Consider the following 25,888-nt stretch of genomic DNA (forward strand, 5'->3'; position numbering starts at 1 on the left):
GTGCAAGGACGAGCCACGGTCCGGTGGCGAGGCGGGAGCGCCAAAACGTAGTGAGTGGTTTTATGAACTGCTCTTCGGCGCGCGCAGCGCCGCCGGAAGCATGACGCCCTTGTCACTGGCGTATGCAGGGGCACGAACCCAGATTCCAGATGCACCACTACCCTGTGCAAACTACGGGACCCGCTTAGCAGGAGCGGTTTGAGCTGCTTTCTCTTGCCTACTTCTCTTTGCAGCCGGTGTATGGACCGGAGACATAGCCGGCAAAGAGAAGTAGGTGCCGCCCCGCACAGGGGCAACGCTAATAGACCACTAACAAAACAAGGAAAGGCCAACGCCCCAGGAACACGGCCAATGCCGCCGCGCAGGCAAAAAAACCCCCTACTCCTCCGCATCATGCTCAATCACAAACCGCCGCAAATAAGCCAGCACAGCGGCTTCCACCGCCCGATGATCAGCGGTGCTCTTCGACCCTGCGTTTTCCTCATCGCCAAACAACGAGGACGGCGCATTATGCACATCCACTTCCTGGCCTTCGCGGAATATACGAATTTCGTGAACGTCTTCAGCGTACTCGGCAACCCAATGCACGCCTTCGATATGCGCGCCTGCGCGAACGGTAGGTATCTTCATGGAAGTCTCCCGTCGGGCCGGACCACGGCGCCAACCCTTGCCATCACCATACGCCGTCCAAGCGGCAGGCGCGAGCGGTGCAGGGCAATTTCCTGAGATTTCGCTGCGCCGCAGCGAGCGCCCCCGACGTCTAACCATGCCGCCGATGGCGCCCGCGCGAACGCCCGCATCTCTCCAGCAGTGTTACTGCACCGTCGCCAACACGTCACCCACCGTCTTGAAGATATGCGCGATCTGCTCTTCATCGATGATGAGCGGCGGCGAAAACGCGAGGATATCGCCGGTAAAGCGCACCAGCACGCCCGCCTCGAAGCACTTCACGAACGCTTCGTAAGCACGCGCACCCGGAGCACCGTCGCGCGACTCGAGTTCAACGCCCGCGATCATGCCGAGGTTGCGAACGTCCTTCACATGCTTCGCGCCGCGCAGCGAGTGAGCGGCGGCTTCGAATTTCGGCGCCATCGTCGCCGCACGCTCGAACAGGCCTTCGCGGCGATATAGGTCGAGCGTCGCAACGGCGGCCGCGGCCGCGGCCGGGTGGGCCGAATACGTGTAGCCGTGGAACAGCTCGATCGCGCCCTGTGCGCCGGCGTTGACGATCGTGTCGTGGATCGTGCGGCTCGCGGCCACGGCGCCCATCGGGATCGCAGCGTTGTTGATCGCCTTGGCCATCGTGATCAGGTCCGGCGTCACGCCGAAGTATTCGCTCGCCGTCGCCTTGCCGACGCGGCCGAAAGCGGTAATCACTTCGTCGAAAATCAGCAGGATGCCGTGCTTCGTGCAGATCTCGCGCAGCTTCTGCAGATAGCCTTGCGGCGGAATCAGCACGCCCGTCGAGCCGGCCACCGGTTCGACAATCACGGCGGCGATCGTCGATGCGTCGTGCAACGTGACAATGCGCTCGAGTTCGTCGGCGAGATGCGCGCCCCAGGCGGGCTGGCCCTTCGAAAACGCGTTGTGTTCGAGGTTATGCGTGTGCGGCAAATGATCGACCGCCGGCAGCAGCGCGCCGGAGAACGTCTTGCGGTTCGGCGCGATGCCGCCGACCGAAATGCCGCCGAAGCCCACGCCGTGATAGCCGCGCTCGCGGCCGATCAGACGCGTGCGCTGGCCTTCGCCGCGCGAACGGTGGTACGCCAGCGCGATTTTCAGGGCGGTGTCGACCGATTCCGATCCGGAGTTCGTGAAGAAGATGCGGTCGAGGCCGTTCGGCATCAGTTCGGCGACTTTCGTGGCCGCTTCGAACGCCAACGGGTGACCCATCTGGAAGGTCGGCGCGAAGTCGAGCGTGGACAGTTGCTCGGTGATCGCGGCGACGATTTCGTCGCGGCCGTGGCCGGCGTTCACGCACCAGAGACCCGCGCAGCCGTCGAGCACTTCACGCCCGTCCGTGGTGCGGTAGTACATACCCTTGGCCGATTCCAGCAGGCGCGGCGCAGCCTTGAACTGGCGGTTGGCGGTGAAGGGCATCCAGAAAGACGACAGGTCGTCGATGACGGGGCGCGAAGTCATGGTTTTCTCCTCGAAGTGGTAGCGAAACTGTAGCGTCCGCGGTTTAATGGCGGCATAAACAGTTGACGCAGTGTGGTGCTAACTGTGTTGGTGGATTTGCACTAACTGTGTCGATCGCGCGATGATGCCGCGGTGACTTAACTTGACGCTTTATCTGGCGCCTTCCGGTCCATCTTTCAGGCAACGTAGCCGGCCGTCGCAACCGGCCTTTCAGTCCGAACCATGATCGAACTACAACTTGAGCGCGACCGACGCGCCGCTCCCACGCTCGTCGAGCAGGTCGTGCAAGGCTTCGCGCGCGCCATCGAGGCGCAGTCGCTGCGCGCCGGCGCGCTGTTGCCGTCGGTGCGGCAGCTGGCGCAAAGCCACGAACTGAGCACCTTCACGGTCACAGAGGCCTACAACCGTCTCGTTTCGATGGGTCTCGTGGTGGCGCGGCGCGGTTCCGGTTATCGGGTGGCGGCGCGCGCGCAGTCCGCGCGAGCGGCCCCGACCGACTGGCAGCCGCCGAGCCTGACCGCGACCTGGCTGCTGTCCGACGTGTTCGCCGACCACTCGGTGCCGATCAAGGCAGGCGGCGGCTGGTTGCCGAACGAGTGGATCAACGAGACGGGTTTGCAGCATGCGCTGCGTGCGATGAGCAGGGTGCCGGCGGCGCGTCTCGGCGACTACGGGCATCCGTACGGTTTCGCGCCGCTGCGCGAGCGGATTGCCGAGCAACTCGACCGGCGCGGTTTGCCGGTGGACGTCTCCAACGTGCTGCTCACGCAGGGCGCGACGCAAGGGCTGGATCTGATCGTCCGCACGCTGCTGCGCGCGGGAGACGCCGTGATCGTCGAAGATCCCGGTTACTGCAATCTGCTGCAGATTCTCAAGCTAGCGGGGCTGGTGGTGCATGGGGTGCCGCGCACTCCGGCTGGCGTCGATACGGATGTGCTCGAAGCGCTGGTCGCGCAGCACAAGCCGAAGGCGATTTTCGTCAACACCACGCTGCAGAATCCGACCGGCGCGACCTTCGGCATGTCGGCGGCGTTCCGCCTATTGCAGATCGCCGAGCGTCAGCGCATGTGGGTGATCGAAGACGACGTCAGCCGCGAACTGGCGCCGTCCGGCGCGCCTTTGTTTGCCGCCATGGAAGGCTTGCAGCGCGTGCTCTACGTCGGCGGTTTTTCGAAGACGGTGACGCCGGGGCTGCGTTGCGGCTACGTGGTCGCCGAGCGGGCAGTCCTGCGCGAACTGGCACGCACGAAGATGGCGGTGGGATTGACCTCGTCGGAAGCGATCGAACGGATCGTCGACAAAGTGTTGCTCGAAGGGCGCTATGCGCGTCACGTCGAAGCCGTGAACGAGCGGCTCAAACTCGCGCATGCGACCGTCGAAGAGCGGCTCGATTCGCTCGGCCTGGAACTGTTTCACCGGCCGCGAGCCGGTTTGTTCCTGTGGGCTCGCCTGCCGATCGAAGCGGAGCGCGCGGGCGAGGTGGCGACCGCCGCGCTCCGGCACGGTATCTGGCTCGCACCTGGCTCCTATTTCCGTCCCGACGACGCCCCGAGCGCCTGGTTCCGTTTCAACGCCCCGTACTCGACCGACGATGCGTTGTGGCGCTTCATCGAGCGAGTCGGGCAGGGTGCGATCTAGCCGGGCCCGATCTCAAACGGACTGGCCGAGCAGCTTGAGCGCGATCGGATACAGCGAGAGCACCAGCAGCAGCGCCATCGCCACATTGAAGATGCGCAGCCGCTTCGGGTCCGACAGCACTTTGCGCATCGCGGTGCCGAAGCCCGCCCACAGGCAGATGCACGGAAAGCCGATCACGTAGAAGATCACCGCCATCGCGATGGCGTTCACGCTGGCGCTCTCGCTGAGGTGGATTGTCGTGGCGGCAGTCAGCACCATCATCCACGCTTTCGGATTGACCCACTGGAACGCAATGGCTTCATAAAACTTCATGGGCCGGCGATCGCCTTTCCTGACCTTCAACTCGCCCGACGTGCCGATTTTCCACGCGAGGTACAGCAGGTACGCGACGCTCGCGACTTCGAGCACGGTGTACAGCACCGGGAAGTGCACGAAGGCTTCGCCCAGACCAATCCCCACCGACAGCATCAGCAGCACGACCCCGGCGCTGATCCCCGAAAGATGCGGCAGCGTGCGGCGAAAGCCAAAGTTGACGCCCGAGGCGAGCAACATCGTGTTGTTCGGACCGGGCGTGATCGTGGTGACAAGCGCGAACAGAATGCCGGCGGGCAGCGCGCTGAGGCTGAGGTAGGACATGGACATGGGTGGCTCCGGTGTCGGTCAATAAGACCTTTGGAGCATTCTAGCGAACCATGCCGGTACAGTACCTATACGGTTTGCTGGATGGTGTCCGGTACGGGTGAGGGTACCGGACACCTCTTAGTGCGCAGCCGCGGCCGCGTCGCTCGAACCGCCGGCCTTGCCTGGCTTCGTGATCCAGATGAGCGGAATGATGATGATCATGATGATCGCGGCTCCGTAGAACACGTCGTTCAGCCCCAACATGGCGGCCTGCGACTGCACCGTATGATCGAACAGCGCATACGATGCTTGCTGGCTGAGGCCAAGCACCGAGTGGTAGGTGTTCATCTGCGCATTGAATATCGGATTGGTCGGACTCGACTGCTGCGTCAGGATTTCATGGTGCATGATCGTCCGGTTGTTCCATACGACGTTCGCCAGCGACGTACCAATACCACCAAAGAACACGCGTCCGAAGGTGGACAGCCCGGCCGCGGCCGGCACCTTTTCGGGCGGCTGTCCTGACAGGATGATCACGGTGAGCGGAGCAAAGAACAGCGCCATCGGAATACCCTGCAACAGGGTCGGCAGGATGATGTATCCCTCGCTGATGTCGGTATAGAAATACGTGCGCATGAAGTAGACAATCGCGAATCCGATAAACGCGAACGTGCCGATAATGCGCGCATCGGAACGCGGCAGAATCTTGCCCATGATGGGGGCGCCGATCACCGCGAAAATGCCCAGTGGCGCCGTAGCAAGCCCTGCGTCGACAGCCCGATATCCCAGATACTCCTGCATCCACTGCGGAAGCAGCACCAGCGTGCCGAAGAAGATGCCATACGCCACGGCAATCGAAACGGTGCCGCCGAGGAAGTTGCGCTGCTTGAACAGCGTCAAGTCGACGATCGGATTCTTTTCCGTCAGCTCCCAGATAATGAATGCCGCGAGACCGACTGCGGCAACGATAGCCAGCACGACGATCGTGCTCGACGAGAACCAGTCGAGATCCTTGCCCTTGTCCAGCATCACCTGAAGCGACGCGACCCAAACAATGAGCAGCACCAGCCCGACAACGTCGATTGGCAGCTTTCTGGCCGGCGTATCGCGCTTGCGATAGAGAAGCCAGACCATCGCGGCGGCGAACAGCCCGACCGGGATGTTGATATAGAAGATCCACGACCAGCTATAACTGTCCGTTACCCAGCCGCCGAGCGACGGCCCGACAATCGGCCCGGTCACCACGATCATCGAGAACAGCGCGAGTGCCAGCGAGGATTTCGCCTTTGGCCACGAACTGAGCAGCAACGCCTGCGACATCGGGATGAGCGGCCCGGCAAAGGCTCCCTGCAGCGCACGCGCAAGCAACAGGATCGGCAACGTTGGCGCGATACCGCACAGCCAGGATGCGAACACGAACAACAATATCGAGCCGACGAACAGCCGGACCTGCCCCAGCCTCTGCGTCAGCCAGCCAGTCAACGGAATCGCGATTGCATTCGCAGCGGCAAAAACGGTGATGACCCACGTGCCTTCGTCGACCGATACGCCGAGGTTGCCGGAAATGGTTGGAATGGCGACGTTGGCGATCGATGAGTCAAGCACGGTCATGAAGCCCGCGAGACCAACGCTCAGGGAACCCAGAGCGAGTGTCGCCCCGGTCAGCGGCGGGTGATTGGGATGGTTGGTGTTCATGGTGATACGGCTGTCCTGTGTCTGGCAAGAAAGGCGCGGCATCTTTCACGTGCCGCGGTCCAATGAGCGGCGGTCATTCGTTTTCGGCGATGATCCGCGCGATCGCGGCATCGGCCTCGTCGCCGTACTTTGCGAAAACGTCGGTCTTATAGGCGGACGTAGACTGCGTACCGAGTTGGGCGCCGGCAGGGTCCTTGACGTTGACATCCACGTTCATTGACAGACCCACTCGCAGCGGATGCTTTTCCAGTTCCGCGGGTGGAATCTCGATGCGCACCGGCAGCCGCTGCACCACCTTGATCCAGTTACCCGTCGCGTTCTGCGCCGGCAGCAGCGCCAGTGCCGAACCAGTGCCTGGCGTAAAGCCCACCACCTTGCCGTGATAGACGACCGCGGAGCCGTAGACGTCGGCTGTCAGCTCAACTGGTTGCCCAACCCGGATGTGACGAAGCTGCCACTCCTTGAAGTTCGCATCGACCCAGACCTGCTCTAGCGGCACCACCGACATCAGCGCTGCGCCGGGTGACACGCGCTGCCCGACCTGAACCGAGCGCTGCGCGATATATCCGGTCACGGGGGCCGGCAACGTGGTGCGCGCATAAGCCAGGTAGGCGTCGCGAACGTGGGCGGCGCTTGCCAGTACGTCCGGATGCTTCTCGACCGACGTGTTGGCCGTCAGCGCGCGATTGGCGCCAAGCTGCTGCCGGGCTGCCTCAAGCGAAGCCTGAGCCGACCGGACCGCGTCACGTGCATGTGAGATTTCCTCGTCCGACACCGCCCCCGTCATGCCAGTGGCAAGCCGGCGCTTCAGATCGTCCTGCGCCTTCGAAAGATCCGACTGGCGTTCAGCGATATCTGCGCGGTATCTGTCGTCGTCGGCATATAGGCCATGGACTCTGCGAACGGTTTGGCCCAGATTGGCCTCGGCCTGTTGCAACGCAATCCTGGCGTCCGCGGGATCGATCTGGACGATCGGTTCGCCCTTCCTGACGATTTGCGTGTTATCCGCATTGACCCCGATGACGGTTCCCGTGACCTGCGGCGTAATTTGCACGACGTTGCCGTTGACGTATGCGTCATCGGTATCCACGTGATGACGGGCGTCGACGAAATAGAAAGCGCCAAACGCAGCGCCTGCGACCGCAAGCGAAGCGACAAGCAGCGAGAGCAGGAGTTTGCGTTTGCCGGGCTTCTTTTCCGGCTCTTTATCCGACGATGACTGAGGTGCGTTCATAGGTAGCTCCAATAAAGTTTGATGGTCGCGCTCAGGCCGATACGCCCGAGTGCCGATCTGGTCGTTCAGTGAGTTGCCGTGCTGCCGGACGGCGCAGGAATCGGTGTCTCCGTGTTTGCGGCAAGGCCAGCCTGCGAAGCATCGAATCCGCCGCCTAGTGCCTTGATCAGCCCGATTTGCATGCCGCGGCGATTCATTTCGAGGTTCACGACAGCTGTTTCGGCGGCGAGCCGGTTGTCGTCGGCGTTCAGTACCTGCAGTTGCTGATTCAAGCCAGCCTTGTATCGAACGAGCGCCAGTTGGTAGGCTTTGGTCTGTGCATCCAGGGCCTGCTGCGCATCGACCAGTTGACGGTCGGCCGAGTGGATCTGCGTGACCTGCGTGGCAACATCGGATAAAGCGCTGATCAACGTCTGGTTGTACGTCGCGACGTCGTAATCGAAGTCCGCGTAGCGGCCCTTCAGTTGGGCGCGCAGCGCACCAGCGTCGAAGATAGGAAGATGAATCGCGGGTCCTGCCTGAAGTTGGCCGCTTCCAGCCGTCAGGAATCGCCCCCAGCCAAACGCGTCCAGTGCAGCTGATGCGGAAAGATTGACGTCCGGAAAGAACTCGGCCTTTTTTTCCTTTACATCGTGGATTGCTGCATCCACCTGCCAATAGGCCGCAACGATGTCCGGGCGCCGCGAAATCAGGTCGGCGGGCAGGTTGTCGGGAAGCACGACGCCGGCGCCCTCTCCAAGCGATGGGTTGGCGATCTTGAGGCCGCCATCCGGTCCTTCGCCGAGCAGGGCACCCAATTGGTAGCGGACGGTCGTGATCTGTCCATCGAGGTCACTGACGCTGGAGCGGCTCGTTGCGGTTTCGCCGTATGCGGTCTGCCGCTCAACGTTGGTGTCGAGCCCCGCACCCACGCGCCCATCTGTGATTCGGCCGATATCCTCGCGATTCTTCACTTCGCGAGCCTCGATATCACGCAACGCATAGAGCTGCGCAAGATGGTTGTAGGTGCTGGCCACCGACGCGGCCAAAGAGATGCGCACCTGCTCGGCTTCGGCTTCGGCGACCTTCTCCTGCGAGACAGACTGACGAAGCCGTTCGCGATTCTTGCCCCACAGGTCGAGATCAAACGAAGCACTGGCGAGCACGTTGTTCTCGCTCTGCCAGGTGCCGTTGACCGGCGGTGGAGCGGACCCATTGTCGCTATAGCGCTCGCGCGTCCATGAATAGCTTCCCGTCACGTTTGGATAGAGTGCGGAATGGGCCGTGCCGACTGAGGCAGAGGCTTTCTCAATGCGTGCACGTGCCTGATCGATCGTTGGATTGCCGGCCAGTGCCTCGTCGATCAGCCTGGGCAGCTGCGCATCGCCGAACTGCTTGGCCCAATCCATTGCAGGCCACTGTCCGCCCTCGGCGGGCAAGCTCTCCTTCGTTTCATACTGGGTGGGCGGGGCAATCTGCTTGTCGCTTTTGATGCCGGCGTAGTTGACGCATCCGGCGAGGCCAAGCGCCGCCACCGCCGAGGCTATCGTGGCAGCCCATGCGCTCGCTCGGAGCTGGGGTCGGTCGTGGTTCATGATGGTTTCCGTTTTCCTTTGGCTCATCTGGGTTGTATGTCTTTGCTTCACTTGAAGTGCATATGCACACATTAGCGTTTAATTTTTCACTGATCGATCTACCGCAGTGAATCAATCTGTTGCGTCGTGGTTATCTTTCGGACAGGTAGCTCGTCATGCGAAACAGTTCACTTCGCAGATGCGCTGCCTGTTGCGGGCCAAAACTACGTTCGAAACTGGCCTGCGCCGTTGCCCAATGAGCGGCCGCTTCGTCGAGCTTCGTTATCCCTCTTCTGGTGAGTACGACTCGCAGTCGCCGATTGCTTTGCGGTTCGGCAGGAGCAACCACGAGGCCACGCCGAAGCAGGGGTTTAAGCGCTCGAACGAGGGTCGTTCTGTCCATCACCATCGCTTTGGCCAACTCGGCCATCGTCAGATTCGTACAACGACTCAGCGTTTTGAGGACGCTGAACTGCGTGGGCGTGATGCCGGCCTCAGACAAATGACGCTCATAGAGCTTTGAAATATGTCGGGAGGCTTGACGAAGAGCGAAACAGTCGTCGTCCGGAAGATCGTTTGAGTGCATACGCACAGAGTAATGCGGCCCCCGCCGGGAAGCGATGCTGGCCGGATTATCAGTTTGTTGTCGTTTCGTGCACCAATCGCCCGGGGAGCAACGGGGAATGGGGCTGGGCGCTGAGCGGACGCGCGCAGCGTGGGCCGGATCCAGGCGGCCTCATCGCCGAACACCGAAAGCGGCGCCTCATCCCGCCCTTTTTTGTTTCCGTCGCGCTTTGCAGGTCGTCTTAGCTGGACTAGCGCGATGTCGCCAGCGTTTCGAAGAAGGTAGCCGCATAGTCAATAAATGCACGCACCTTGGCAGGCAGCAGGGTCCGGTTGCTGTAAGCGAGCTGGATTTCGACGCTGTTGTCGACAAGTTGCGAACCGGTAAGCAACTGGACGAGCTTTCCCGAGGCCAATTCGTTCTCTACAAGCGCTGCCGGCACGACACCGATTCCGAAACCCTGCAGCACCATTTCCAGGTTGAAGGCAGGGCTGTTCGACGAAACATCGAAGCGAAGCGGAACGCTCAGCTCGTCCTCGCCAATCCGGAAGCCGATGGCGGGGCGGCGAATGGACGGCGACATCGGCACAAAAAGATGCTCGGCCAGTTCCGATGGATCTCCCGGCGTTGACGATGTCTGCAGATACTGCGGCGTCGCGACGATGACAACCGGAATGCGCTCGAGCAGGCGCACGACCGTCGTTTCGCTCGTCAGCATGTACGGAAGAACGAGGCCAAGGTCGAACCCGTCGCCGACCAGATCGACCGGCCGTTCCGTCAGCGTCACGTCGAGCGTGACCTTCGGATGGGCCCGCTTGAATCCGGCGATCAGGGGAACCAGCCGGCTTACCGTCGCCGTCGTATGGGCGACAAGGCGCAAGACGCCACCCGCTTCGCGTGTCTGGTTGGCTACGTCCGCTTCGAGTAGATCCAGGTCGTCCAGGATACGCACGCAGCCTTCGTAGAATCGTTCCGCGGCTTCGGTGAGCGAGACCTGCCGGGTCGTCCGGTTTAACAGCCGGCATCCGATCCGCTCTTCCAGCCCCGCGATTGCCCGCGACACCGCCGGCCGGGCCAGCCCATGAATATCCGCCGCGCGGGTGAAACTCTTCAGTTCGACCACCGACCGGAAAATGCGTAGGCTTTCGATATATTCCATGATGAGATCTCGTCGACCAACGGGAACAAAGGATGGACGGAATGCCGTTTTCAGCGCCACCGGAGGTGCCAGTTGCGGATCCTGTCTCCCACGGTATTTCGCAGGATAGGCAACGGTTGAGCCGGCGACAGAAAACAGTCTATGCCACAGCGGCGCTGCCTTCATGTCTGGTAACCACGTCGCGTCGGTTAAAAAATTGCGAAGGCGCTTGACAGTCTATCTATGAGTAGATATAGTTCAACCCATGGAACCGACAACGACAGTGCGCGAACAGATCCTCGACCACGCAATCACGCTCATCATGCTGCGTGGTTACAACGGGTTCAGTTACCGTGATCTGTCCAGTCTGGTTGGCGTAAAAACCTCGAGCATCCATTACTACTTTCCGTCGAAAGACGATCTGGTTCTGGAGGCGGTTAATGCGTACAGCAACGAGGTATTGGGCGCGCTCCATGGCATTAACGCTTCATTGGCCGCGGACACAAAGCTGAGCAAGTACGCGAAGCTGTTCGGCAGGACCCTCGGTGACGGCAATCAGATCTGCCTGTGCGGCATGCTGGCTGCAGACATCGAATCACTGCCCGACAACATCCGCCAGGCCGTGCAAGCGTTTTTTAAAGCGAACGAAAACTGGCTTGCCAAGGTTCTCGCGCAAGGCGTGCAGGAAGGGACGCTGGCGGTGAACGGCAAACCGGAAAACGCGGCGCGGGCGCTGTACGCGGCTTTTCAGGGCAGTGTGCTCGCAAGCCGTCTGTTCCACACCAAGGCCCGGCTCGAAGACGTCGAGGCGACGGTGCGGATCGCGAAGTGAAGCTCGCACCGCGGTAGTCAGGTAATCAGGTATGAGGCGGTACGCCGCCTCTTTGTTTGGCGCACTTATCTATCTCTGAGTAGATAGATAAGTGGGGAGTATGTAGTAGCCAGGAAAAGTCTGGTTTGTCAGTTTAATTTTGCGGACTAATCTATCTAGTAGTAGATAGTAAATTAGATCACTCACTCTTGTAAGGAGCCTCACCATGTCACTCGAAAAAGTCCTCTACCGCGCTCAAGCTCATGCCACCGGTGGCCGCGATGGCCGCGCCGTGGTGCCAGCAGGCAACCTCGATTTCAAGCTGACCACGCCGAAAGAACTGGGCGGTGCGGGCGGCGAGGGCGCCAATCCGGAACAGCTCTTTGCGGCCGGCTATAGCGCCTGCTTCCTCGGCGCGATGAAATTCGTCGCCGCCCGCGACAAGATCGCCATCCCCGCGGACGTCTCGATTGACGGAAGCGTCGGCATCGGCGTGATCCCGAACGGCTTCGGCATCGAAGTGGAATTGAAGATCTCCCTGCCCGGCATGGCACGCGAAGCGGCGCAGGTACTGGTCGACAAGGCGCACATCGTTTGCCCGTACTCGAACGCGACCCGCGGCAACATCGACGTCACCCTGACGATCGTCTAAGCCTCAGCCTCTCACCATCACGAACCTGGAAAAAATCATGAAGACCTTCAAGCCTTTGCTGCTGGCCGCCGTACTTGCAACCAGCGCCACCCTCGCCATCGCCGCAAGCCCGGCAACACCCGCCTCGCCCGATCTGGTGACCAGCCAGTTCCTGCATGCGTTGAACAGCGGCACAGGACCGGCAATCAACACGTTGACACCGGCGCAGGCGCGTCAGGTGCTGGTCGGCGCGCAGAACAGCGTGAAGGTCGACCTCTCCGGCATCGATGTGTCGAACAAGACCATCGAGCAGGACGGCATCTCCGTGCCGATCACGATCGTGCGGCCGCAGGGCGCAACGGGCACGCTGCCGGTCTTCATGTTCTTCCATGGCGGCGGTTGGATCCTTGGGGACTTCCAGACGCACGAGAGGCTGGTGCGCGACCTCGTCGTGCAATCCGGGGCTGTGGCGGTGTTCGTCAATTACACGCCGTCGCCCGAAGCGCGTTACCCGGTGGCGATCAATCAGGCATACGCGGCCACCAGATGGGTCGCGGAGCATGGCAATGAAATCGGTGTGGACGGCAGCCGCCTCGCAGTAGTGGGCAATAGCGTCGGCGGCAACATGGCCGCGGTTGTGTCCCTGATGGCGAAGAACAAGCAGGGCCCTGCAATCCGCTTTCAAGGCCTGATGTGGCCGGTGACGGACAACAATTTCAGCGACGGCTCGTACAACGCCTACCCGGAAGGCCACTTCCTGACCCGGCCGATGATGAAGTGGTTCTGGGATGCGTATACAAAGGATCCGAAGCAGCGCAATGAGATTTACGCTTCACCGCTGCGTGCTTCAGTGGAGCAACTGAAGGGTCTGCCGCCGGCGCTGATCCAGGTAGCGCAGTCCGACGTATTGCGCGATGAAGGCGAGGCCTATGGTCGCAAGCTCGACGCCGCGGGCGATGAAGTCACGACGGTTCGCTACAACGGCACGATCCACGACTTTGGCTTGCTTAATGCACTCGCCAACGACGCGCCGACCAAAGCCGCAACCAGGCAGCTTGCCAACGAGTTGCAGGCGCGTCTGAAGTAAACCGTAAAACCCTGGCCGCAGCGCAATTGCGTAACAGCATCGTGCCGCGGTTACCGGAGCATTCGACTTTACGTTGATGCAAGGCGTTGTCCGTGTTCCGGCACGGAACAGTTTTATTTCCCTTGTTATGTAAGTCGATTACTGAAACGGCAGCCTATGCCGCTCCGTGTCCGACAGCAAAATAAACGGTATATACTGTTTATACGGTTATCAACACGGAGAGACCACATGACAACACCCGTTACGAAAGAGCACACCAAGAAGGCGTTCCACTTCCCCAAGAGTTCGTCCAAGCACGCAGTAGATGGCGCCGAGCCGGTAGTCGCGGCGGAGCAGCCGGCGGAAGCGGCACCTGCCGTCGAAAAGGCGTCCAAAGCGAAGCGCGCGGCCGCCGCGGAAGCAACGCCGGTCGTCAAGAAAGCCGCTAAAAAAGTGAAGCGCGCGGCGACTGCGGAAGCGAAGGCCGCGGTCAAGAAACCAGCCAAAGCGAAGCGCTCGGCAACGGCTGAAGCGGCGCCTGTCGTCAAGAAGGTAGCTAAAGCGAAGTCCTCGGCAGCGGCGGAAGCAAAGCCTGTCGTCGAGAAAGCAGCCAAAACCAAGCCCGCGGCCACTACCGAAGCGGCGCAAACCACCAAGAAAGCAGCCAAGCCGAAGCGTTCCGCAACTGCGGAAACCGCGCCTGCCAGCGCTCCGGAAGCCAGGAAAGCCAAGCAGCCAAAGAAAGAGAAAGTCGTGCGCGACAGCTTCACGATGCCGAAATCGGACTACGACATGATCGCGTCTCTCAAGCAGAAGTGTCTCGACGCCGGCGTGCCGGTGAAGAAGAGCGAGCTGTTGCGAGCAGGCCTGATGATGCTGGAGTCGGCAGCACCGCAGCGCCTGCTGGCCGCGGTGTCGTCGCTCGAGACGGTGAAGACGGGGCGTCCCGCGAAGGGCTAAACCCGGCCGATGCAGGGTTTAGAGGAAGGCGTGCCCGCCCGGGCGGTGTCGGACTGCAGCGCATCCGGCTGCAAGTTCTCGAGCCGTCGGGGCGGGTACGAAGCATCATCATGACATCGCCATATTGCTGGCAGGTGACGGACAAATTACGTCGAACCGCCAGCCGCTTCCCAACGAATCCGCCTGGCACGTTGTGCCGCTTCCGTTTTTGCAGAGCAGGTTTCCAGAACCTGACAGGCGAGCTTCGCCAGCCTCCTCAGCTCCCCACCGGCGAAGCCAGATAATTCCAGTCGTGCAGGAAAATCTGCTCGAAATAGGCGGCGGCATCGGCGCTATGAATGATCAGCCCCGCATCGCGATTGCGCAGCGTGCCGTCCGCCGACCAGTTCTGACTGCTGACCATGACGACATTTCCGTCGACCACGATTCCTTTGTTGTGAACGTTCGCCTGCCGGCGCAGAACCGACGACGGCACGCCCGCCGCGACCAGCTTTTCGACCCATGCGTCGTTCTGGAACTGACTCGTGATCAGACGCACGTCGAGGCCACGGTCGATGAGCGCCTTAACCGCCGCAATCAACGCGTCATGTTGTGCATCGTCCGGGTGTCCGCTCGGATGGATATATTGGGTCTGCATGTAGAAGCGCTGCTGGGTGGACTCGATGAGCGCCTGAACATGCGGCTGATAGTTATCGGGCGTCAGTAGCGGCTGGATTTGTACGGTATCGCTCAGCGTCTTCGGCGCGAAGAACTGGCGCGGGGTTTTGCCGGCTGCAAACGCTTCGATCGGAACGTCGAGAGCGGCGGTCCCGGCTCCCGGAATATCCATCCCCATTGCCTTGGCTTGAGTTATCGCGTCGCGAGAGACCGCATAGTCGTTCTGCAGGAACGAGCGAAACGTGCTCGCCAACGCCTTGCTCGTGACAATCACATGCCAGTCCCGATCGCTCTTCTCGGCAAGCTTGCGCGCGGCAGCCACGTCCGAGAGATCGATCTCCGGCTGATTGCTGTTGTTCCAGTTGCCCGAAGAGAGCCAGAAAGTATCGTCTTCACGCACGGCGACCTTGATGTGATACGCGTTCGGATAGATCCAGACGGGTGCCTTCGGGTCGGCATTGGTGAGCGCCCAGGTGCCGGCGAAGCGCCCGCCGAGCTTGGCCGAGAGATCGGCCTGGGTTTGCTCATCGGTCTGGTCGGCCGTGGGATTCTTCGCGGGATGGTCGAGCGTAAGCGTCAGCTTCTGGCCTCCGGAAAACGCGGACTCGACTGCGGTCAGAATGTGCTCGGACGTGAAGTCGTACATTCCCACCACCAGTTCTTCGCGAACGCCGGCGATGAAATTCGATAGCTCCGCCCATCCGGCATCGGGACTCACGTGCAGTACCAGCGAGACCTGTTCCGTCACCGCATCGAGACTCGCGCCGGGCGCCGGTGTGTACGGAATCTCCTCCTTACGCGCCCGGGCGGCGACGAACGCCTGGAGCGGCGCAGGCGGACTCGCGAGTGCGTTGCCTTGTCCATCGAAGAACACCTGGTCCGCGAAATCGGGTTGCCGCAGTTCATGGCGAGCGTCAGCCAGTGCGCAATATCGCGAGGGGTCTAGCGCCTGCATCGATTCCATGGTGTCGGCAGCGCGTACATCGACGGGTACGCCGTCGATCTGCTTCGGCAGCGCAGTTTGCAGTGCTGTGAGCCTGTCCGCCACCACGGTGACGACAATGGCACGCATGACAGCGCGTCCAGGCGCCGGCCATTGCAAGCCGCTACGCACGGAGAGCACGCCCTCTTGCCGGAACGACTCGGCGTGCGTGTCGAGCATGGTCCGGATGTTGATCGGCTGGGTTTCCTGTGCTGAACCGGCGGTGGTGCCGGCAGAGTCCGTCCTGAGGCCGGCGAGGGCCGCCGAGAAAAGGGCCGCGCCGGTTGGCAACGCACTGGCGAATATCATGCGGCGCGCGTCTCGCCGTTCCACCGCCGGCGCGCTGGCCTTCAATTGCGAGAGCGGCTGAGGCAACTGCGTGAGGCTGTCGACGAAGCTGCGCAGCGACCGTCCGCCCGTCAGCGATCCGCCACCGGGTTGCCCGGATGCGAGATCGACAATTTCGGGTGCGCCGAAATGTCTGACCTGCTGCAACTTGTTGTTCTGCGGGTTGAACCAGGTGAGATAGCCATTAGGCAGCACCTGACGGGGCCGCGTGATCTTGCCACTGAAACTGTAGCGTGCGCCCGACGTGCCGGCAGGGTCGAAATAGTTAGGCGTGTAGAAGTCCGAGACCAGCACGTCGTCGATCAGATAGGCGCAGGTTGCGTCTTCGGGCGGATCGCATATCTCGACCAGATATTCGACTTTGCCGTCACCGTCCTGCACTTCGTTGTCGACGATCGTCACCGCATTGGCCGCGGTGAGGCGGTTGCCGCCCGGATCGACCAGCATTTCGAGTATCTCGTGACTCGCCGACAGCGACCATGTATTGCCGGGCAGGACAACCGCGAACGGCTGGTTGTGCTCGGTCAGGTGAAAACCGGCGGCCCCCGCCTGAACCTCGTCCACCACGTAAACCGGCCAGACGCCTGGGTCGAGATGGTCGATGGACTCGAGCGCGACGACGGTGCCCGACACGTTCCAGATCGGGGCGAGATCGCGGCTGAGCTGCAGGTTGAGTGCCTGCGCGACACGGACGACATCGGTGTAAGGTACGGCGGCGGATTGCGACACGATTCCAACGCGGGCGGTCAACATGGCATGTCTCCTGGGTGAGGACGGAACAGCTCATGCTCAGGGTGACGCGTTGTTATGGCGTGGGCATGACAGCAGTGTGTCCGTCCCGCAAAGCGGCCACGATCGAGTCGCCAGAATGCGCTCTAGACGACTGGTCTAATTGAGGCCATAATCCGCTTCCTATGAGAGCTAGCCATCCCCACATTCGCCGGCACATCCTCGACGCCGGGCGCGCGCTGATCGCACGCAAGGGCTTTGTCGCGGTCGGGCTGAACGAGATTCTGACGACCGCCGAGATCCCGAAGGGCTCGTTCTATCACTACTTCGGCTCGAAGGAATCGTTCGGCAGCGAGTTGCTGCAGCAGTACGTCGCCGACTACGCGGTCCGTCTCGACGAACTGTTCGGTCGGCCCGGTGTCAACGGCCGGGACAAGCTGCTGAGCTATTGGGCTGCCTGGCAGCAGGAGCAGCTCGATCAGGACGGCGACGAAAAGTGTCTGGTGGTGAAGCTGAGCGCGGAAGTCGGCGACCTGTCCGATGAGATGCGCGTGGTGCTGCGCGACGGCGTCGACCGCTTGATGGTGCGTCTTGCTTCTGTGATTGAAGAAGGCCAGGCAGACGGCTCGCTTTCGCCGGAGATCAGGTCCAGGGAGGCGGCCGAACTCCTGTACCACATGTGGCTCGGCGCGGCGCTCATCACCAAGCTGCGACAGGATGGAAGCGCGATGGCGCAAGCCATGGCGGTCACACAGAGCGTCCTGCGCGCGGCATGACATGGCTGCGGCTGAGGTCTTGGTACTGATGAGACTCGTCGAACAGAAGCACTCAGAAAACCATTTGCAGAAGCACCCAGAGAAGCACTCGCAGAACCCCTCACTCCGCGCAGAACGGAGTCCTCATCGTTGCACATTTCAGGAGACAGACTGTGCGTAGCGTTATCTATTCCTCTTTCGGCAATCCCGCCGAGGTGCTGCAGGTCGCGGAACGTCCCACGCCGAATCCCGGTGCGGGTCAGGTGCGCATCAAATCGACCTTGTCGCCGATTCACAATCACGACCTCTGGACGATTCGCGGTCAATACGGCTACAAGCCGAAACTGCCGGCCGTGGGTGGCACTGAAGTCGCCGGCGTGATCGACGCGATCGGCGAAGGTGTCGAACACTTGAAGCGCGGTCAACGCGTAGTGGTGGCCGGCATCTACGAGGGCTGGGCCGATTACGTTCTGGCGCCGGCGGCAGCGGTGGTCCCGCTGCCTGACGCGATCAGCGACGAAACAGGTTGCCAATTGATCGCCATGCCGTTGAGCGCGGTCATGTTGCTCGAATATCTGCACCTCGAACCCGGTCAGTGGTTCATCCAGAACACGGCGAACGGTGCGGTCGGTAAGACTCTGGCGATGCTCGCGAACGCGCGCGGCATCAATGGGGTCAATCTGGTCCGGCGCGAGGCGGGCATTGCGGAATTGGCCGAGGTCGGCATCGGCAATGCAGTGTCGACCGAAAGCGAGGGCTGGAAGAAGCGGGTTCGCGAGATCGCCGGCGATGCACCGATCATGGCAGGTGTCGATTCCGTGGGAGGCGACGCTAGCGGTGACATCTTCGGTCTGCTTGGCGAAAACGGCACCCTGGTGTCGTTCGGCGCGATGTCCAATGAGCCGATGCGCCTCAGCTCCGGCGATGCGATCTTCAAGCAGGCGACCGTCAAGGGTTTCTGGGCGAGCAAGATTTTCGAGGTCACTTCGGGCGCGGATAAAGCGCGAATGATCGGCGAATTGCTGAGGCTCGCCGCGTCGGGCGAGTTGAAGCTGCCGGTCGAAGCCATCTTCGATGTCGAGGACGTGGCGCAAGCGGCAGCGGTGAGCGGGAAGAGCGCGCGCAAGGGCAAGGTGCTGTTGCGGTTCTAACGAGCGAAGGCGTGTCGCTGCGTCGCGCACAAGCGTGCGCCGTGCAGTGTCACGCTGATGCAATCAATCGATGCAGTGACGTCCCTGCAGTTCCACATGCAACTGGACGAGCCACGCACGCGCGCAATATGCGTCGATCGATGCCTGGCCGGCGGGCTCGTCGAGCAATCTGACCTGGTGTGCCGCTAAAGCTGCGTCGAACGCGCGGCGTGCGGCCCATCTCAACGAAAGCATGACGACCAGAGTCAGTCCGATCGTGGCCACGTGGTAGGGCAGCAAGGGCGCGTTGTCGTCGAACAGGCCGAACAGCACTGAAAGGATCAGGCTCGGAATGATGGCGACGCACGTCGAGAGGCAAAAGAGCACGGCGTTTGCGCGCAGTGCGGTTGCATTGGTGAGTTTCATCGAGTGAGATCCCGCGATCGGATAGCGGTCTCGATGCTGAACTCGCGTGACTTACCTGATACTTACGGCCGGCGGGCCTTGCCGAGGCATCTGTTGCCGCGATCGTTCCCTATCCCGTGCGCTGTGCCCCAATACGCCTGTTCCCGCCGTTTCGAGTAAGTAACGAGTAAGTCCAGTGGTTCTAGAGTCGATGCTGCCTCATCCATCCACTCAGGACTCGACGTGAAAAAAACTCTTCGCCGTGAGCGCAGGTTGTTACTGGCTATCGCATCGTTCGCATCGTTCTGCGCGTATTCGGGCGCGGCTTTGGCCGACGGCCTGAGCCCTGAACCGCCCACAGCGGACGACACAGGCTTCACCGTGCTGAACAATTCCACGAACGTGACACATTGGGGCCTGGGCGTGGGCGCGGGCATCGAGCAGGCACCCTACAAAGGCTATGGCACGAAATTCACGCCGATTCCGCTAATCTCGTTCGACAACAAATGGGTGCATGTCTTCGGTACGGCTGTCGACCTGAAAATCGGCAAGTGGAGCAACGTGAGCCTCGCCTTGCGTGGACAGTACGCCCTCGGCGACGGCTACAAGGCGTCTGATGCGCCGATTCTGAACGGCATGCAGAACCGCAACGGTGCGTTCTGGTACGGTCCGGCGCTTGCATGGCACACCGCATACGGCACGCTCTCGGGCGATTTTCTGGAAGGCGGCAACAAGGGCCAGAAAGCCACGATCGATTTCAGCAAGTCCTTCGAGTACGGGAAATTCGACTTCGAACCGCACGCCGGCGTGGATTGGTTGAGCCACAAATATGTCGATTACTATTACGGTGTGCGCTCATCCGAAGTGCGCGCCGGGCGCCCGGAATATACCGGCAAGGCGACCTACGACATCTCGGTCGGAACGCGTATCAACTATAAGTTCACGCGCCATCAGATCCTGATCCTCGACGTCGGCGTCGAGCACCTTGGCAGCGGTATTACCGACAGTCCGCTGGTGGGCAAGCGCTATATTCCGCAAGCCAGGATCGGCTACCTTTACGAATTCAACTGAGCACCAGCGCATGTCGCGTGTCGCACTGATCGAAGACCACGAGCGCCTCGCCGACATGATCCGTCAGGCGCTTTCCGCTGCGGGCATCGAGACCGATGTGTTTGGCACCATTTCGGAGGCGCAGTATGGCGTGAGCCGGGCCGACTACGCGGTGCTCATCATCGATCGCGGTTTGCCGGATGGCGACGGCCTGACTTTTCTGCGGACGTTGCGCGCGGCAGGGCAGATGACGCCGTCGCTCATGCTGACGGCGCGCGACGCGCTGCATGACCGCGTCGACGGACTGGAAAACGGCGCGGACGACTACGTGACCAAGCCCTTCGCGATGAGTGAACTGGTCGCGCGGGTGCGTACGCTGATGCGCCGGCCGGTGGCGCTGACGGATCTGGTGATTTCGTTCGGCGACCTCACGGTCGATCCGCAGCAACGCGCCATGCGCTGCGGCGCGCAGTCTGTTCTGCTGGCGCCTGCCGAGTTGCAGATCGTGCTGTGTCTCGTGAAGGCGGCGGGCGCCACCGTCCGACACGCGGCGCTCGAACATGCCGCGTGGGGACTCGGCGAAGCCGTCACGCCCAATGCGCTCGAAGTTACGCTGCATCGTCTGCGTAAAAAGCTGAGCGCGGTCGGCGCGACGACGCGGCTCGCCAATATTCGCGGCGCGGGCTTCGCGCTCCAGGTTGCCGCCGGGTCCGCCGGACAGCACTAAATCAACGGCCCATTGCTCACCATGTTCAATCACTGGATTCGCAGTTTATCCGCGCGGCTTTGGGTGACCAGCATTGTTGCACTCGCGATCAGCCTGACCGTGCTGGCGACGGCCGCTACCTATGCGTTCAGTCACTTCCCTCAGCAGATGCTCGGGTTGCATGAGGAAATGGAAAGCGCCACGGCGATTGCGAGTGGACTCCGGTTCGACGGTACCGGCCGTCTGGTTTCCGTGGCGCTTCCTTCGGAGAAGGCCTGGCTTTTCGAGGTGGCGCCGACGGAACTGAAGTACCGGGTACTCGACGAACGCGGCAACGTGTTGCTGGCTTCGAACGGCGCCGAGGGGCGTGAAGCATGGATTGCCGGCGATCTATCCGGGGCTGTCGGCAATGTTCAGCGCGTGGAGATTGGGGCGAAGCCGTTCGAAATCCTGACGCTACGGGTTCCGCATGGTTCGGCGGTTTTCTATACCCAGACCGCGACGTCGGAGCGCTTCGTCAACGCGATTATCGACGCCAAGATCAAGCCGATCCCGGCGATCATCAAGACGATCGTTCTCGTTGCCACGATCATTTTTGGCCTGTCTTTGCCCTTTACCGTGCATCGGGTGCTCAAGCCGCTTAGAGAGGCATCGCGCGCGGCTGCGCGCATCACGCCGCGCAACCTCACCACGCGGCTTTCCACCACGGGCATTCCGAGTGAAATCAAACCGTTGATCCATGCCTTCAACGAAACACTCGATAGACTCGAAAAAGGCTTCGCCGTGCAGCAGCAGTTTCTCGCATCCGCCGCGCACGAGTTGCAGACACCGCTCACCTTGATCCGCGGCCAGATCGAACTGCAGCCCGGGATCGACGACAAGGACCTGCTGTTCCGTGAAATCGATCTGATGGCGCGTCAGGTTCGGCAACTGTTGCATCTCGCCGAAGTCAGCGAGTCGCAGAACTTCAGCTTCGGTGAGGTGAATATCGTCAACGTGGTGCAGGACGTGGTGGCTTATCTTGCGCGCAAAGCCGACCGCAGGGAGGTGACGCTCCGGCTCGAAACCACGGTCGCGCCGTCGTCGATCTGGGCCGACCGAAGCGCGTTGTTCATTCTGCTCAAGAACATCGTTGAAAACGCGATCAACGCCTCGCCGGCGCATGGCACGGTCGTGCTGATCGTCGATGCCGTCTCGGTGCAGGTTCAGGACGAAGGACCGGGCATCAGGCAGGAGTATCTGCCGTTTCTCTTCAAGCGGTTCTGGCGCGCGCCGGATGCCCGGCATGAGGGCGCCGGGCTCGGCCTCGCGATCTGCAAGGAGATCGCCACGGCTCACGAATGGCGCTTGACCGTGAGCAGTCTGGTATCGGGCACGCGCTTCGCGGTGTGGTTTTCGTAGCGCTGCGGATTACTTATCCCTTGACGTGCTCCGTCGAGAGCCAGCCGCCGCTTACACCGATCTGCGCCACCTGTTTTGCCACCGCGTCGGCGAGGCGCTTTGCATCCGCCGAAACACCGGCCTTCTTGGTTTCGGACATGGCGTGCAAACCGCCGCCCACGGCTGCCGAGGTCGCGATGCTTCCGGCTGCGGCGCCCACGCCGGCCGTTTCGACCATGCCGGGTGCTTTGCCGCTGTCGCCGGTGGCATTGAAACTTTGCACCAGCCGCGCGGTGCCGCCCGCCGGTTTGTAGAGAATCTGCACGGAGCTGCTCACCTGGCTCTTGCCGGCGCCGAGTCCAATCAGCACGCGGCGGCGGCGATTACCCGCGTCGATCTTGTCGAAGCTGCCTTGCACGAGCAGGACGTTCTGGTCGGCGGGGGCGGGGACGTCCGAGCGAATCGCGCGCAGCCCCATCGATTGCAATTGATGCACGATTTCGTTGGCCACCTGCTCACGCACGGCAATCGCATCGGCCGATTGCTTTTCCGCGGCGGACGAGCCGTCGAGTTGCGACTTCAATTTCTTCAGCATGCCGCCGTTGTCCAGTTTGACCTGATCCGGATTGCTGTCGAAGGTGTAGACATAAATATTGTCCGGGCGCACTTGCGGCTGTGCGCTGGTCTGGGTCGCGTTGTTGATGCTGCCGCCGGCGCAACCGGTCAGGAGCGCGCTGCCGCAGACCATTGCAACGCATGCAAAACGGGCGGCATTCTTTTTGAGGAAACTCACTGAAGTCAACATGTTCATCCTGTCGTCGGCACGCGGTGCCGTTAGCTTCGAACGCATCTTCCGATGATCGGGCAACCGTGGGATCGTTGATCATCGGGGTCGCATTCGCACGCGCGTTTTCACGCAAAGCACCCTTGATCTCATGCGTCTTTTTTCGTACGCACCGGCAGCGAAACGAAGTATGGGCGAGTCACTTCCCGAACTCCATTCAACAATTATTTCGCGCAATGTCACGGCGAAACATGCAGCCGCGGAGCGGGTTTGGCATGGGATGAATGCGACGGCAGAGTGTCAACTCAAGGCAAGTTTGACGATGCAGCACAGCACGAAGATGAGCAGGGCGGCGGCGACGGCCATATTGAGCGGATAGGGCATTGTTCACCAGGCACTAGCGTTACGGTGCTCTCATCCTAATCACCTGAGGGAAGATGAAAAGTAGGCAATGAGGCGGCTATGTGCGAAAGCTAACGCAGCGCGCCGAACGGCTGCGCTGCTTTTCGACGGGAGCGCTTCCAGCCGATTTTGTATCGGGACGAATTGCCGCGTCCCTCGCGTCGGGTTGGAATTACCGGCCGTTCGACTGCGTGATGATCGAGTCCGCGCTTTATTGCGGAGCAGGCGGTTGCACCTCTGCCGGGATGCCACGCGGCGGCCTGTTCGTCGCCACGAGATCTTCCGACAGACTGGTGCGCAGCGTAGCGATCGCCTGGTCGGTATTGGCCGGCTTCAACTGCTCGCGGGCCAGCGAGTCGTACACGTAGTGGCGCAGCATCGGATCTTGCGTCTTGCTCAACACCTCGTGATACACGGCGACGATCTCGCCCTCACGCCCGCTCATTGCGTACAGGCGGCGCAACTGTTCGAGGTCGTTGACCACCGCGAAACCCGGACCCATCGGCGCATGCGGCGAAGATGGCCCGTCGCCGTGATGCGACTCGCCGTGCGCGGGGGACGAAGCGGGCGGCGGCGCTGCCGCTTCCTGTGCCAGCGCGCCGGTGGCGGCCACGGTCAAAACGGCGGCCAGGGCCGCGCTCAGCAATCCTTTTTTCATGATGTCGCTCCCATTGAGACAGCACCGGCGCAACGGTGCGCCAGCACATCGGAAACGATAGTCGACATGCCGTTTCGTCGGGTTACTGAAGCTATCCTGTAACTTACCGGACCTTGCATGCTTCGTGGCCGAAGCCGCAAAACGTTCCGGCAAAGAGACGCTCGACGCCAGGGTGTGCCCGCTGGCGCAATGCAACCGGATGGCGCATGATTGACGCACTGTGCCGTCCGACCCCAGAAGCAGCACGCCTTTTGCGGGAGGCTCGGCGCACGCGACGCCACTGGTGCCTATGCCGAAGAAACCCATCGCGGCGATGCACTGCGGGCGAGTATTCAATCGTTAAGGAGGATTTCGCATGAGCCAACCTGACGCCGCCAATCCGTTTGGCGATTTCACCAAAATGCTGGAGCAGTTCAAGCTTCCCGGCTTCGACGTACCCGCCATCATGGAAGCGCGACGCAAGGACGTGGAAGCACTGGTTCAGGCGAATCAGACGGCATTCCAGGGCATGCAGTCACTTGCGCAGAAACAGACCGAGATGCTGCGTACCACGTTGGGCGAATTGCAGTCGCTCACCGGGCAATTGTCGGCCGGCGGCGCCGCGCCTCCGGCGAAAGCCGCCGAACTGATCCAGCAAAGCCTGCATAAGTCGCTCGCCGACATGCAGCAGTTGGCGCAAGCCGCGTATCAGACGCAGGCCGAGTCGTATGCGGTGATCGCAAAACGCGTAGAAGAAAATGTGCAGGAGCTTAAATCGCTCTTGCAACAGCAGAAAAAGTAACGGACGCTGCCGGGTTCGAATCGCCCGATTCGAACCCGGCGCGGCTTGCAGAACTCGCAATGAATTAGCAATGAAGACCCGATGCCGCGAATGACCACCAGGTTATCCGCGGCATTTTTTTTGCCGCCTCGGAGCGCGCTCGTACGCGGTTTTCTCTTCACACAAAAGCAGTCCGCACGTGCCGCAATAATCAGATGAAATAGGCCGATCAACGCGAATTTTTCAGCGAACGCTTACATTACTCGCGACATGCGCCACGCATTAATATTTTTCTGCTGTGGCCCCGTTATTTAATACGTGTGTTCGCTTTAAACAGGACGTGTCGGCAAAATTTGCGCTCAAGCGACGCCCCTTGGTGATCCTGTCCTCAAATATCAAACAGGTTCAAACGACGTCGAGCATGCAGAAGGTTTAAATCGTCCCGCAAACGATTGCTGTGCCCTTGCGCGATCGCTAAAGTTTCGCGCTGCCACTCCGTAGACGCATTCACGCAACCCAACCGGTGTGAATGCAGAACCGGCACCGCCGGTCAGGAGTGCGCCCCTGGATTCCCCGTTCGTGATCGGCTCACCCGCCGGCCACGAGCGTTTCACCTCGAAGGAAATCTCTTGAAACCGATGCTTTCTACAAGCATTGCTCGCGCAATGCTCGGGGCAGGCTGCGCGCTGTCGTTTGCCGCGCACGCCACGCTCGGCCAGAACGTCAGTTCTGTCGACAGCGATCAGACGAGCCTTCACGCAGTGGCTCATACGATCACTACGCAAAGCGCGTATTCGGTGCACCTGGTGGCGATGCCGTCCGGCACGCTGGTGCGCGAGTACGTTGCGCCCAACGGCATCGTCTTCGGTGTCGCGTGGCAGGGCCCGACGCTGCCCGATCTGAAAACCATGCTGGGCGCGTCGTTCGACCAATACGTCGCCGCCACCGCAACCCGGCGTGGCACGCCGCTCGCGGTGTCCGGCAGCGATCTGGTTGTGTTCTCCGGCGGGCACCTGCGCGCGTTTGCCGGCTACGCCTATCTGCCGCAAGTGGTGCCTGCGGGCGTCGATGTCGGCGTCATTCAATAA

24 protein-coding genes are annotated in these 25,888 nt (G+C 61.4%); 12 read left to right on the forward strand and 12 right to left on the reverse strand.

Translation table 11 applies throughout. The features are described from left to right. Positions 1–378 precede the first annotated feature (378 nt). Both M0D67_RS23835 and M0D67_RS23840 read right to left on the reverse strand, forming a co-directional pair. A complete protein-coding gene (locus M0D67_RS23835) occupies positions 379–630 on the reverse strand; it encodes a hypothetical protein (RefSeq protein ID WP_154567441.1) in 252 nt (83 codons plus the stop codon). A gap of 183 nt (positions 631–813) precedes the next feature. Further along, positions 814–2,142, reverse strand: coding sequence for an aspartate aminotransferase family protein (locus tag M0D67_RS23840; RefSeq protein WP_266239818.1), 1,329 nt, complete (start codon positions 2,140–2,142; stop codon positions 814–816). Positions 2,143–2,364: 222 nt separating this feature from the next. Here M0D67_RS23840 and M0D67_RS23845 point away from each other — a divergent pair, with 222 nt between their 5' ends. Further along, the gene (locus tag M0D67_RS23845; RefSeq protein WP_266239820.1) at positions 2,365–3,780 is read left to right on the forward strand and encodes a PLP-dependent aminotransferase family protein; all 1,416 of its coding nucleotides are present in this window, start codon (positions 2,365–2,367) and stop codon (positions 3,778–3,780) included. 12 nt (positions 3,781–3,792) lie between these two features. On the opposite strand, the gene M0D67_RS23850 is transcribed toward M0D67_RS23845, so the two are convergent. The 6 genes from M0D67_RS23850 to M0D67_RS23875 all read right to left on the reverse strand — a co-directional run bounded on the left by M0D67_RS23850 (position 3,793) and on the right by M0D67_RS23875 (position 10,607). Next, the gene (locus tag M0D67_RS23850) at positions 3,793–4,416 is read right to left on the reverse strand and encodes a LysE family translocator (RefSeq protein WP_266239984.1); all 624 of its coding nucleotides are present in this window, start codon (positions 4,414–4,416) and stop codon (positions 3,793–3,795) included. A gap of 123 nt (positions 4,417–4,539) precedes the next feature. Next, positions 4,540–6,096: a DHA2 family efflux MFS transporter permease subunit gene (locus tag M0D67_RS23855; protein WP_266239822.1), complete on the reverse strand. Its 1,557-nt coding sequence runs from the start codon at positions 6,094–6,096 to the stop codon at positions 4,540–4,542. Between the two features lie 73 nt (positions 6,097–6,169). Next, positions 6,170–7,330 (reverse strand): HlyD family efflux transporter periplasmic adaptor subunit, encoded by a 1,161-nt coding sequence (locus M0D67_RS23860; RefSeq protein ID WP_266239824.1) that lies wholly within the window; start codon positions 7,328–7,330, stop codon positions 6,170–6,172. Positions 7,331–7,395: 65 nt separating this feature from the next. After that, positions 7,396–8,904, reverse strand: a complete 1,509-nt coding sequence (locus tag M0D67_RS23865) for an efflux transporter outer membrane subunit (RefSeq protein ID WP_266239826.1) — start codon at positions 8,902–8,904, stop codon at positions 7,396–7,398. A gap of 130 nt (positions 8,905–9,034) precedes the next feature. Next, positions 9,035–9,469 carry a MarR family winged helix-turn-helix transcriptional regulator gene (locus tag M0D67_RS23870; protein ID WP_154567440.1) on the reverse strand — a complete coding sequence of 145 codons (435 nt, stop codon included), beginning with the start codon at positions 9,467–9,469 and terminating at the stop codon, positions 9,035–9,037. A 229-nt stretch (positions 9,470–9,698) separates the two neighbouring features. Then, positions 9,699–10,607, reverse strand: a complete 909-nt coding sequence (locus M0D67_RS23875) for a LysR family transcriptional regulator (RefSeq protein ID WP_266239987.1) — start codon at positions 10,605–10,607, stop codon at positions 9,699–9,701. 244 nt (positions 10,608–10,851) lie between these two features. Here M0D67_RS23875 and M0D67_RS23880 point away from each other — a divergent pair, with 244 nt between their 5' ends. From M0D67_RS23880 to M0D67_RS23895, 4 genes are all read left to right on the forward strand, one after another. After that, a complete protein-coding gene (locus M0D67_RS23880) occupies positions 10,852–11,418 on the forward strand; it encodes a TetR/AcrR family transcriptional regulator (protein ID WP_054040330.1) in 567 nt (188 codons plus the stop codon). A 205-nt stretch (positions 11,419–11,623) separates the two neighbouring features. After that, positions 11,624–12,049, forward strand: coding sequence for an organic hydroperoxide resistance protein (locus M0D67_RS23885; protein ID WP_266239827.1), 426 nt, complete (start codon positions 11,624–11,626; stop codon positions 12,047–12,049). Between the two features lie 37 nt (positions 12,050–12,086). Further along, positions 12,087–13,115, forward strand: a complete 1,029-nt coding sequence (locus M0D67_RS23890) for an alpha/beta hydrolase (RefSeq protein ID WP_266239828.1) — start codon at positions 12,087–12,089, stop codon at positions 13,113–13,115. Positions 13,116–13,343: 228 nt separating this feature from the next. Beyond that, positions 13,344–14,054: a hypothetical protein gene (locus M0D67_RS23895; RefSeq protein ID WP_308112587.1), complete on the forward strand. Its 711-nt coding sequence runs from the start codon at positions 13,344–13,346 to the stop codon at positions 14,052–14,054. A 256-nt stretch (positions 14,055–14,310) separates the two neighbouring features. On the opposite strand, the gene M0D67_RS23900 is transcribed toward M0D67_RS23895, so the two are convergent. Continuing rightward, complete coding sequence (locus M0D67_RS23900; RefSeq protein WP_266239830.1) at positions 14,311–16,794, reverse strand: phospholipase D-like domain-containing protein; 2,484 nt, start codon at positions 16,792–16,794, stop codon at positions 14,311–14,313. Between the two features lie 161 nt (positions 16,795–16,955). On the opposite strand from M0D67_RS23900, the gene M0D67_RS23905 reads away from it, so the two are divergent. Continuing rightward, positions 16,956–17,546 carry a TetR/AcrR family transcriptional regulator gene (locus tag M0D67_RS23905; protein WP_266239832.1) on the forward strand — a complete coding sequence of 197 codons (591 nt, stop codon included), beginning with the start codon at positions 16,956–16,958 and terminating at the stop codon, positions 17,544–17,546. Positions 17,547–17,698: 152 nt separating this feature from the next. Beyond that, positions 17,699–18,676 carry a zinc-binding dehydrogenase gene (locus M0D67_RS23910; protein ID WP_266239834.1) on the forward strand — a complete coding sequence of 326 codons (978 nt, stop codon included), beginning with the start codon at positions 17,699–17,701 and terminating at the stop codon, positions 18,674–18,676. Positions 18,677–18,739: 63 nt separating this feature from the next. On the opposite strand, the gene M0D67_RS23915 is transcribed toward M0D67_RS23910, so the two are convergent. Then, entirely contained in the window at positions 18,740–19,081 is a 342-nt protein-coding gene (locus M0D67_RS23915; RefSeq protein ID WP_266239836.1) for a hypothetical protein, read from the reverse strand. Between the two features lie 222 nt (positions 19,082–19,303). On the opposite strand from M0D67_RS23915, the gene M0D67_RS23920 reads away from it, so the two are divergent. The 3 genes from M0D67_RS23920 (at position 19,304) to M0D67_RS23930 (ending at position 22,217) form a co-directional block, all read left to right on the forward strand. Next, positions 19,304–20,131 carry a MipA/OmpV family protein gene (locus M0D67_RS23920; RefSeq protein ID WP_266239838.1) on the forward strand — a complete coding sequence of 276 codons (828 nt, stop codon included), beginning with the start codon at positions 19,304–19,306 and terminating at the stop codon, positions 20,129–20,131. A 10-nt stretch (positions 20,132–20,141) separates the two neighbouring features. Further along, complete coding sequence (locus M0D67_RS23925) at positions 20,142–20,837, forward strand: response regulator transcription factor (protein WP_266239840.1); 696 nt, start codon at positions 20,142–20,144, stop codon at positions 20,835–20,837. 63 nt (positions 20,838–20,900) lie between these two features. After that, positions 20,901–22,217 carry an ATP-binding protein gene (locus M0D67_RS23930; protein ID WP_308112588.1) on the forward strand — a complete coding sequence of 439 codons (1,317 nt, stop codon included), beginning with the start codon at positions 20,901–20,903 and terminating at the stop codon, positions 22,215–22,217. A 13-nt stretch (positions 22,218–22,230) separates the two neighbouring features. On the opposite strand, the gene M0D67_RS23935 is transcribed toward M0D67_RS23930, so the two are convergent. Then, complete coding sequence (locus M0D67_RS23935) at positions 22,231–23,001, reverse strand: DUF4410 domain-containing protein (RefSeq protein ID WP_266239844.1); 771 nt, start codon at positions 22,999–23,001, stop codon at positions 22,231–22,233. 592 nt (positions 23,002–23,593) lie between these two features. Further along, a complete protein-coding gene (locus M0D67_RS23940) occupies positions 23,594–24,040 on the reverse strand; it encodes a hypothetical protein (protein ID WP_266239846.1) in 447 nt (148 codons plus the stop codon). A 355-nt stretch (positions 24,041–24,395) separates the two neighbouring features. On the opposite strand from M0D67_RS23940, the gene phaP reads away from it, so the two are divergent. Together phaP and M0D67_RS23950 are read left to right on the forward strand one after the other, a co-directional pair. Continuing rightward, entirely contained in the window at positions 24,396–24,821 is a 426-nt protein-coding gene (gene phaP, locus M0D67_RS23945) for a phasin family protein (RefSeq protein ID WP_266239848.1), read from the forward strand. Positions 24,822–25,438: 617 nt separating this feature from the next. After that, positions 25,439–25,888 carry a DUF2844 domain-containing protein gene (locus tag M0D67_RS23950; RefSeq protein ID WP_266239991.1) on the forward strand — a complete coding sequence of 150 codons (450 nt, stop codon included), beginning with the start codon at positions 25,439–25,441 and terminating at the stop codon, positions 25,886–25,888.

The organism is Paraburkholderia sp. SECH4 (genome assembly GCF_030511745.1).
GTDB lineage: Bacteria > Pseudomonadota > Gammaproteobacteria > Burkholderiales > Burkholderiaceae > Paraburkholderia > Paraburkholderia madseniana.

Bases quoted from the DNA above. Each gene is read 5' to 3' on its own strand.
- M0D67_RS23860 (WP_266239824.1), bottom strand. From the start codon at position 7,330: ATGAACGCACCTCAGTCATCGTCGGATAAAGAGCCGGAAAAGAAGCCC.
- M0D67_RS23835 (WP_154567441.1), bottom strand. From the start codon at position 630: ATGAAGATACCTACCGTTCGCGCAGGCGCGCATATCGAAGGCGTGCAT.
- M0D67_RS23890 (WP_266239828.1), top strand. From the start codon at position 12,087: ATGAAGACCTTCAAGCCTTTGCTGCTGGCCGCCGTACTTGCAACCAGC.
- M0D67_RS23875 (WP_266239987.1), bottom strand. From the start codon at position 10,607: ATGGAATATATCGAAAGCCTACGCATTTTCCGGTCGGTGGTCGAACTG.
- M0D67_RS23925 (WP_266239840.1), top strand. From the start codon at position 20,142: ATGTCGCGTGTCGCACTGATCGAAGACCACGAGCGCCTCGCCGACATG.
- M0D67_RS23915 (WP_266239836.1), bottom strand. From the start codon at position 19,081: ATGAAACTCACCAATGCAACCGCACTGCGCGCAAACGCCGTGCTCTTT.
- M0D67_RS23885 (WP_266239827.1), top strand. From the start codon at position 11,624: ATGTCACTCGAAAAAGTCCTCTACCGCGCTCAAGCTCATGCCACCGGT.
- M0D67_RS23850 (WP_266239984.1), bottom strand. From the start codon at position 4,416: ATGTCCTACCTCAGCCTCAGCGCGCTGCCCGCCGGCATTCTGTTCGCG.
- phaP (WP_266239848.1), top strand. From the start codon at position 24,396: ATGAGCCAACCTGACGCCGCCAATCCGTTTGGCGATTTCACCAAAATG.
- M0D67_RS23840 (WP_266239818.1), bottom strand. From the start codon at position 2,142: ATGACTTCGCGCCCCGTCATCGACGACCTGTCGTCTTTCTGGATGCCC.
- M0D67_RS23845 (WP_266239820.1), top strand. From the start codon at position 2,365: ATGATCGAACTACAACTTGAGCGCGACCGACGCGCCGCTCCCACGCTC.
- M0D67_RS23940 (WP_266239846.1), bottom strand. From the start codon at position 24,040: ATGAAAAAAGGATTGCTGAGCGCGGCCCTGGCCGCCGTTTTGACCGTG.
- M0D67_RS23870 (WP_154567440.1), bottom strand. From the start codon at position 9,469: ATGCACTCAAACGATCTTCCGGACGACGACTGTTTCGCTCTTCGTCAA.
- M0D67_RS23895 (WP_308112587.1), top strand. From the start codon at position 13,344: ATGACAACACCCGTTACGAAAGAGCACACCAAGAAGGCGTTCCACTTC.
- M0D67_RS23880 (WP_054040330.1), top strand. From the start codon at position 10,852: ATGGAACCGACAACGACAGTGCGCGAACAGATCCTCGACCACGCAATC.
- M0D67_RS23865 (WP_266239826.1), bottom strand. From the start codon at position 8,904: ATGAACCACGACCGACCCCAGCTCCGAGCGAGCGCATGGGCTGCCACG.
- M0D67_RS23900 (WP_266239830.1), bottom strand. From the start codon at position 16,794: ATGTTGACCGCCCGCGTTGGAATCGTGTCGCAATCCGCCGCCGTACCT.
- M0D67_RS23950 (WP_266239991.1), top strand. From the start codon at position 25,439: ATGCTTTCTACAAGCATTGCTCGCGCAATGCTCGGGGCAGGCTGCGCG.
- M0D67_RS23935 (WP_266239844.1), bottom strand. From the start codon at position 23,001: ATGTTGACTTCAGTGAGTTTCCTCAAAAAGAATGCCGCCCGTTTTGCA.
- M0D67_RS23855 (WP_266239822.1), bottom strand. From the start codon at position 6,096: ATGAACACCAACCATCCCAATCACCCGCCGCTGACCGGGGCGACACTC.
- M0D67_RS23905 (WP_266239832.1), top strand. From the start codon at position 16,956: ATGAGAGCTAGCCATCCCCACATTCGCCGGCACATCCTCGACGCCGGG.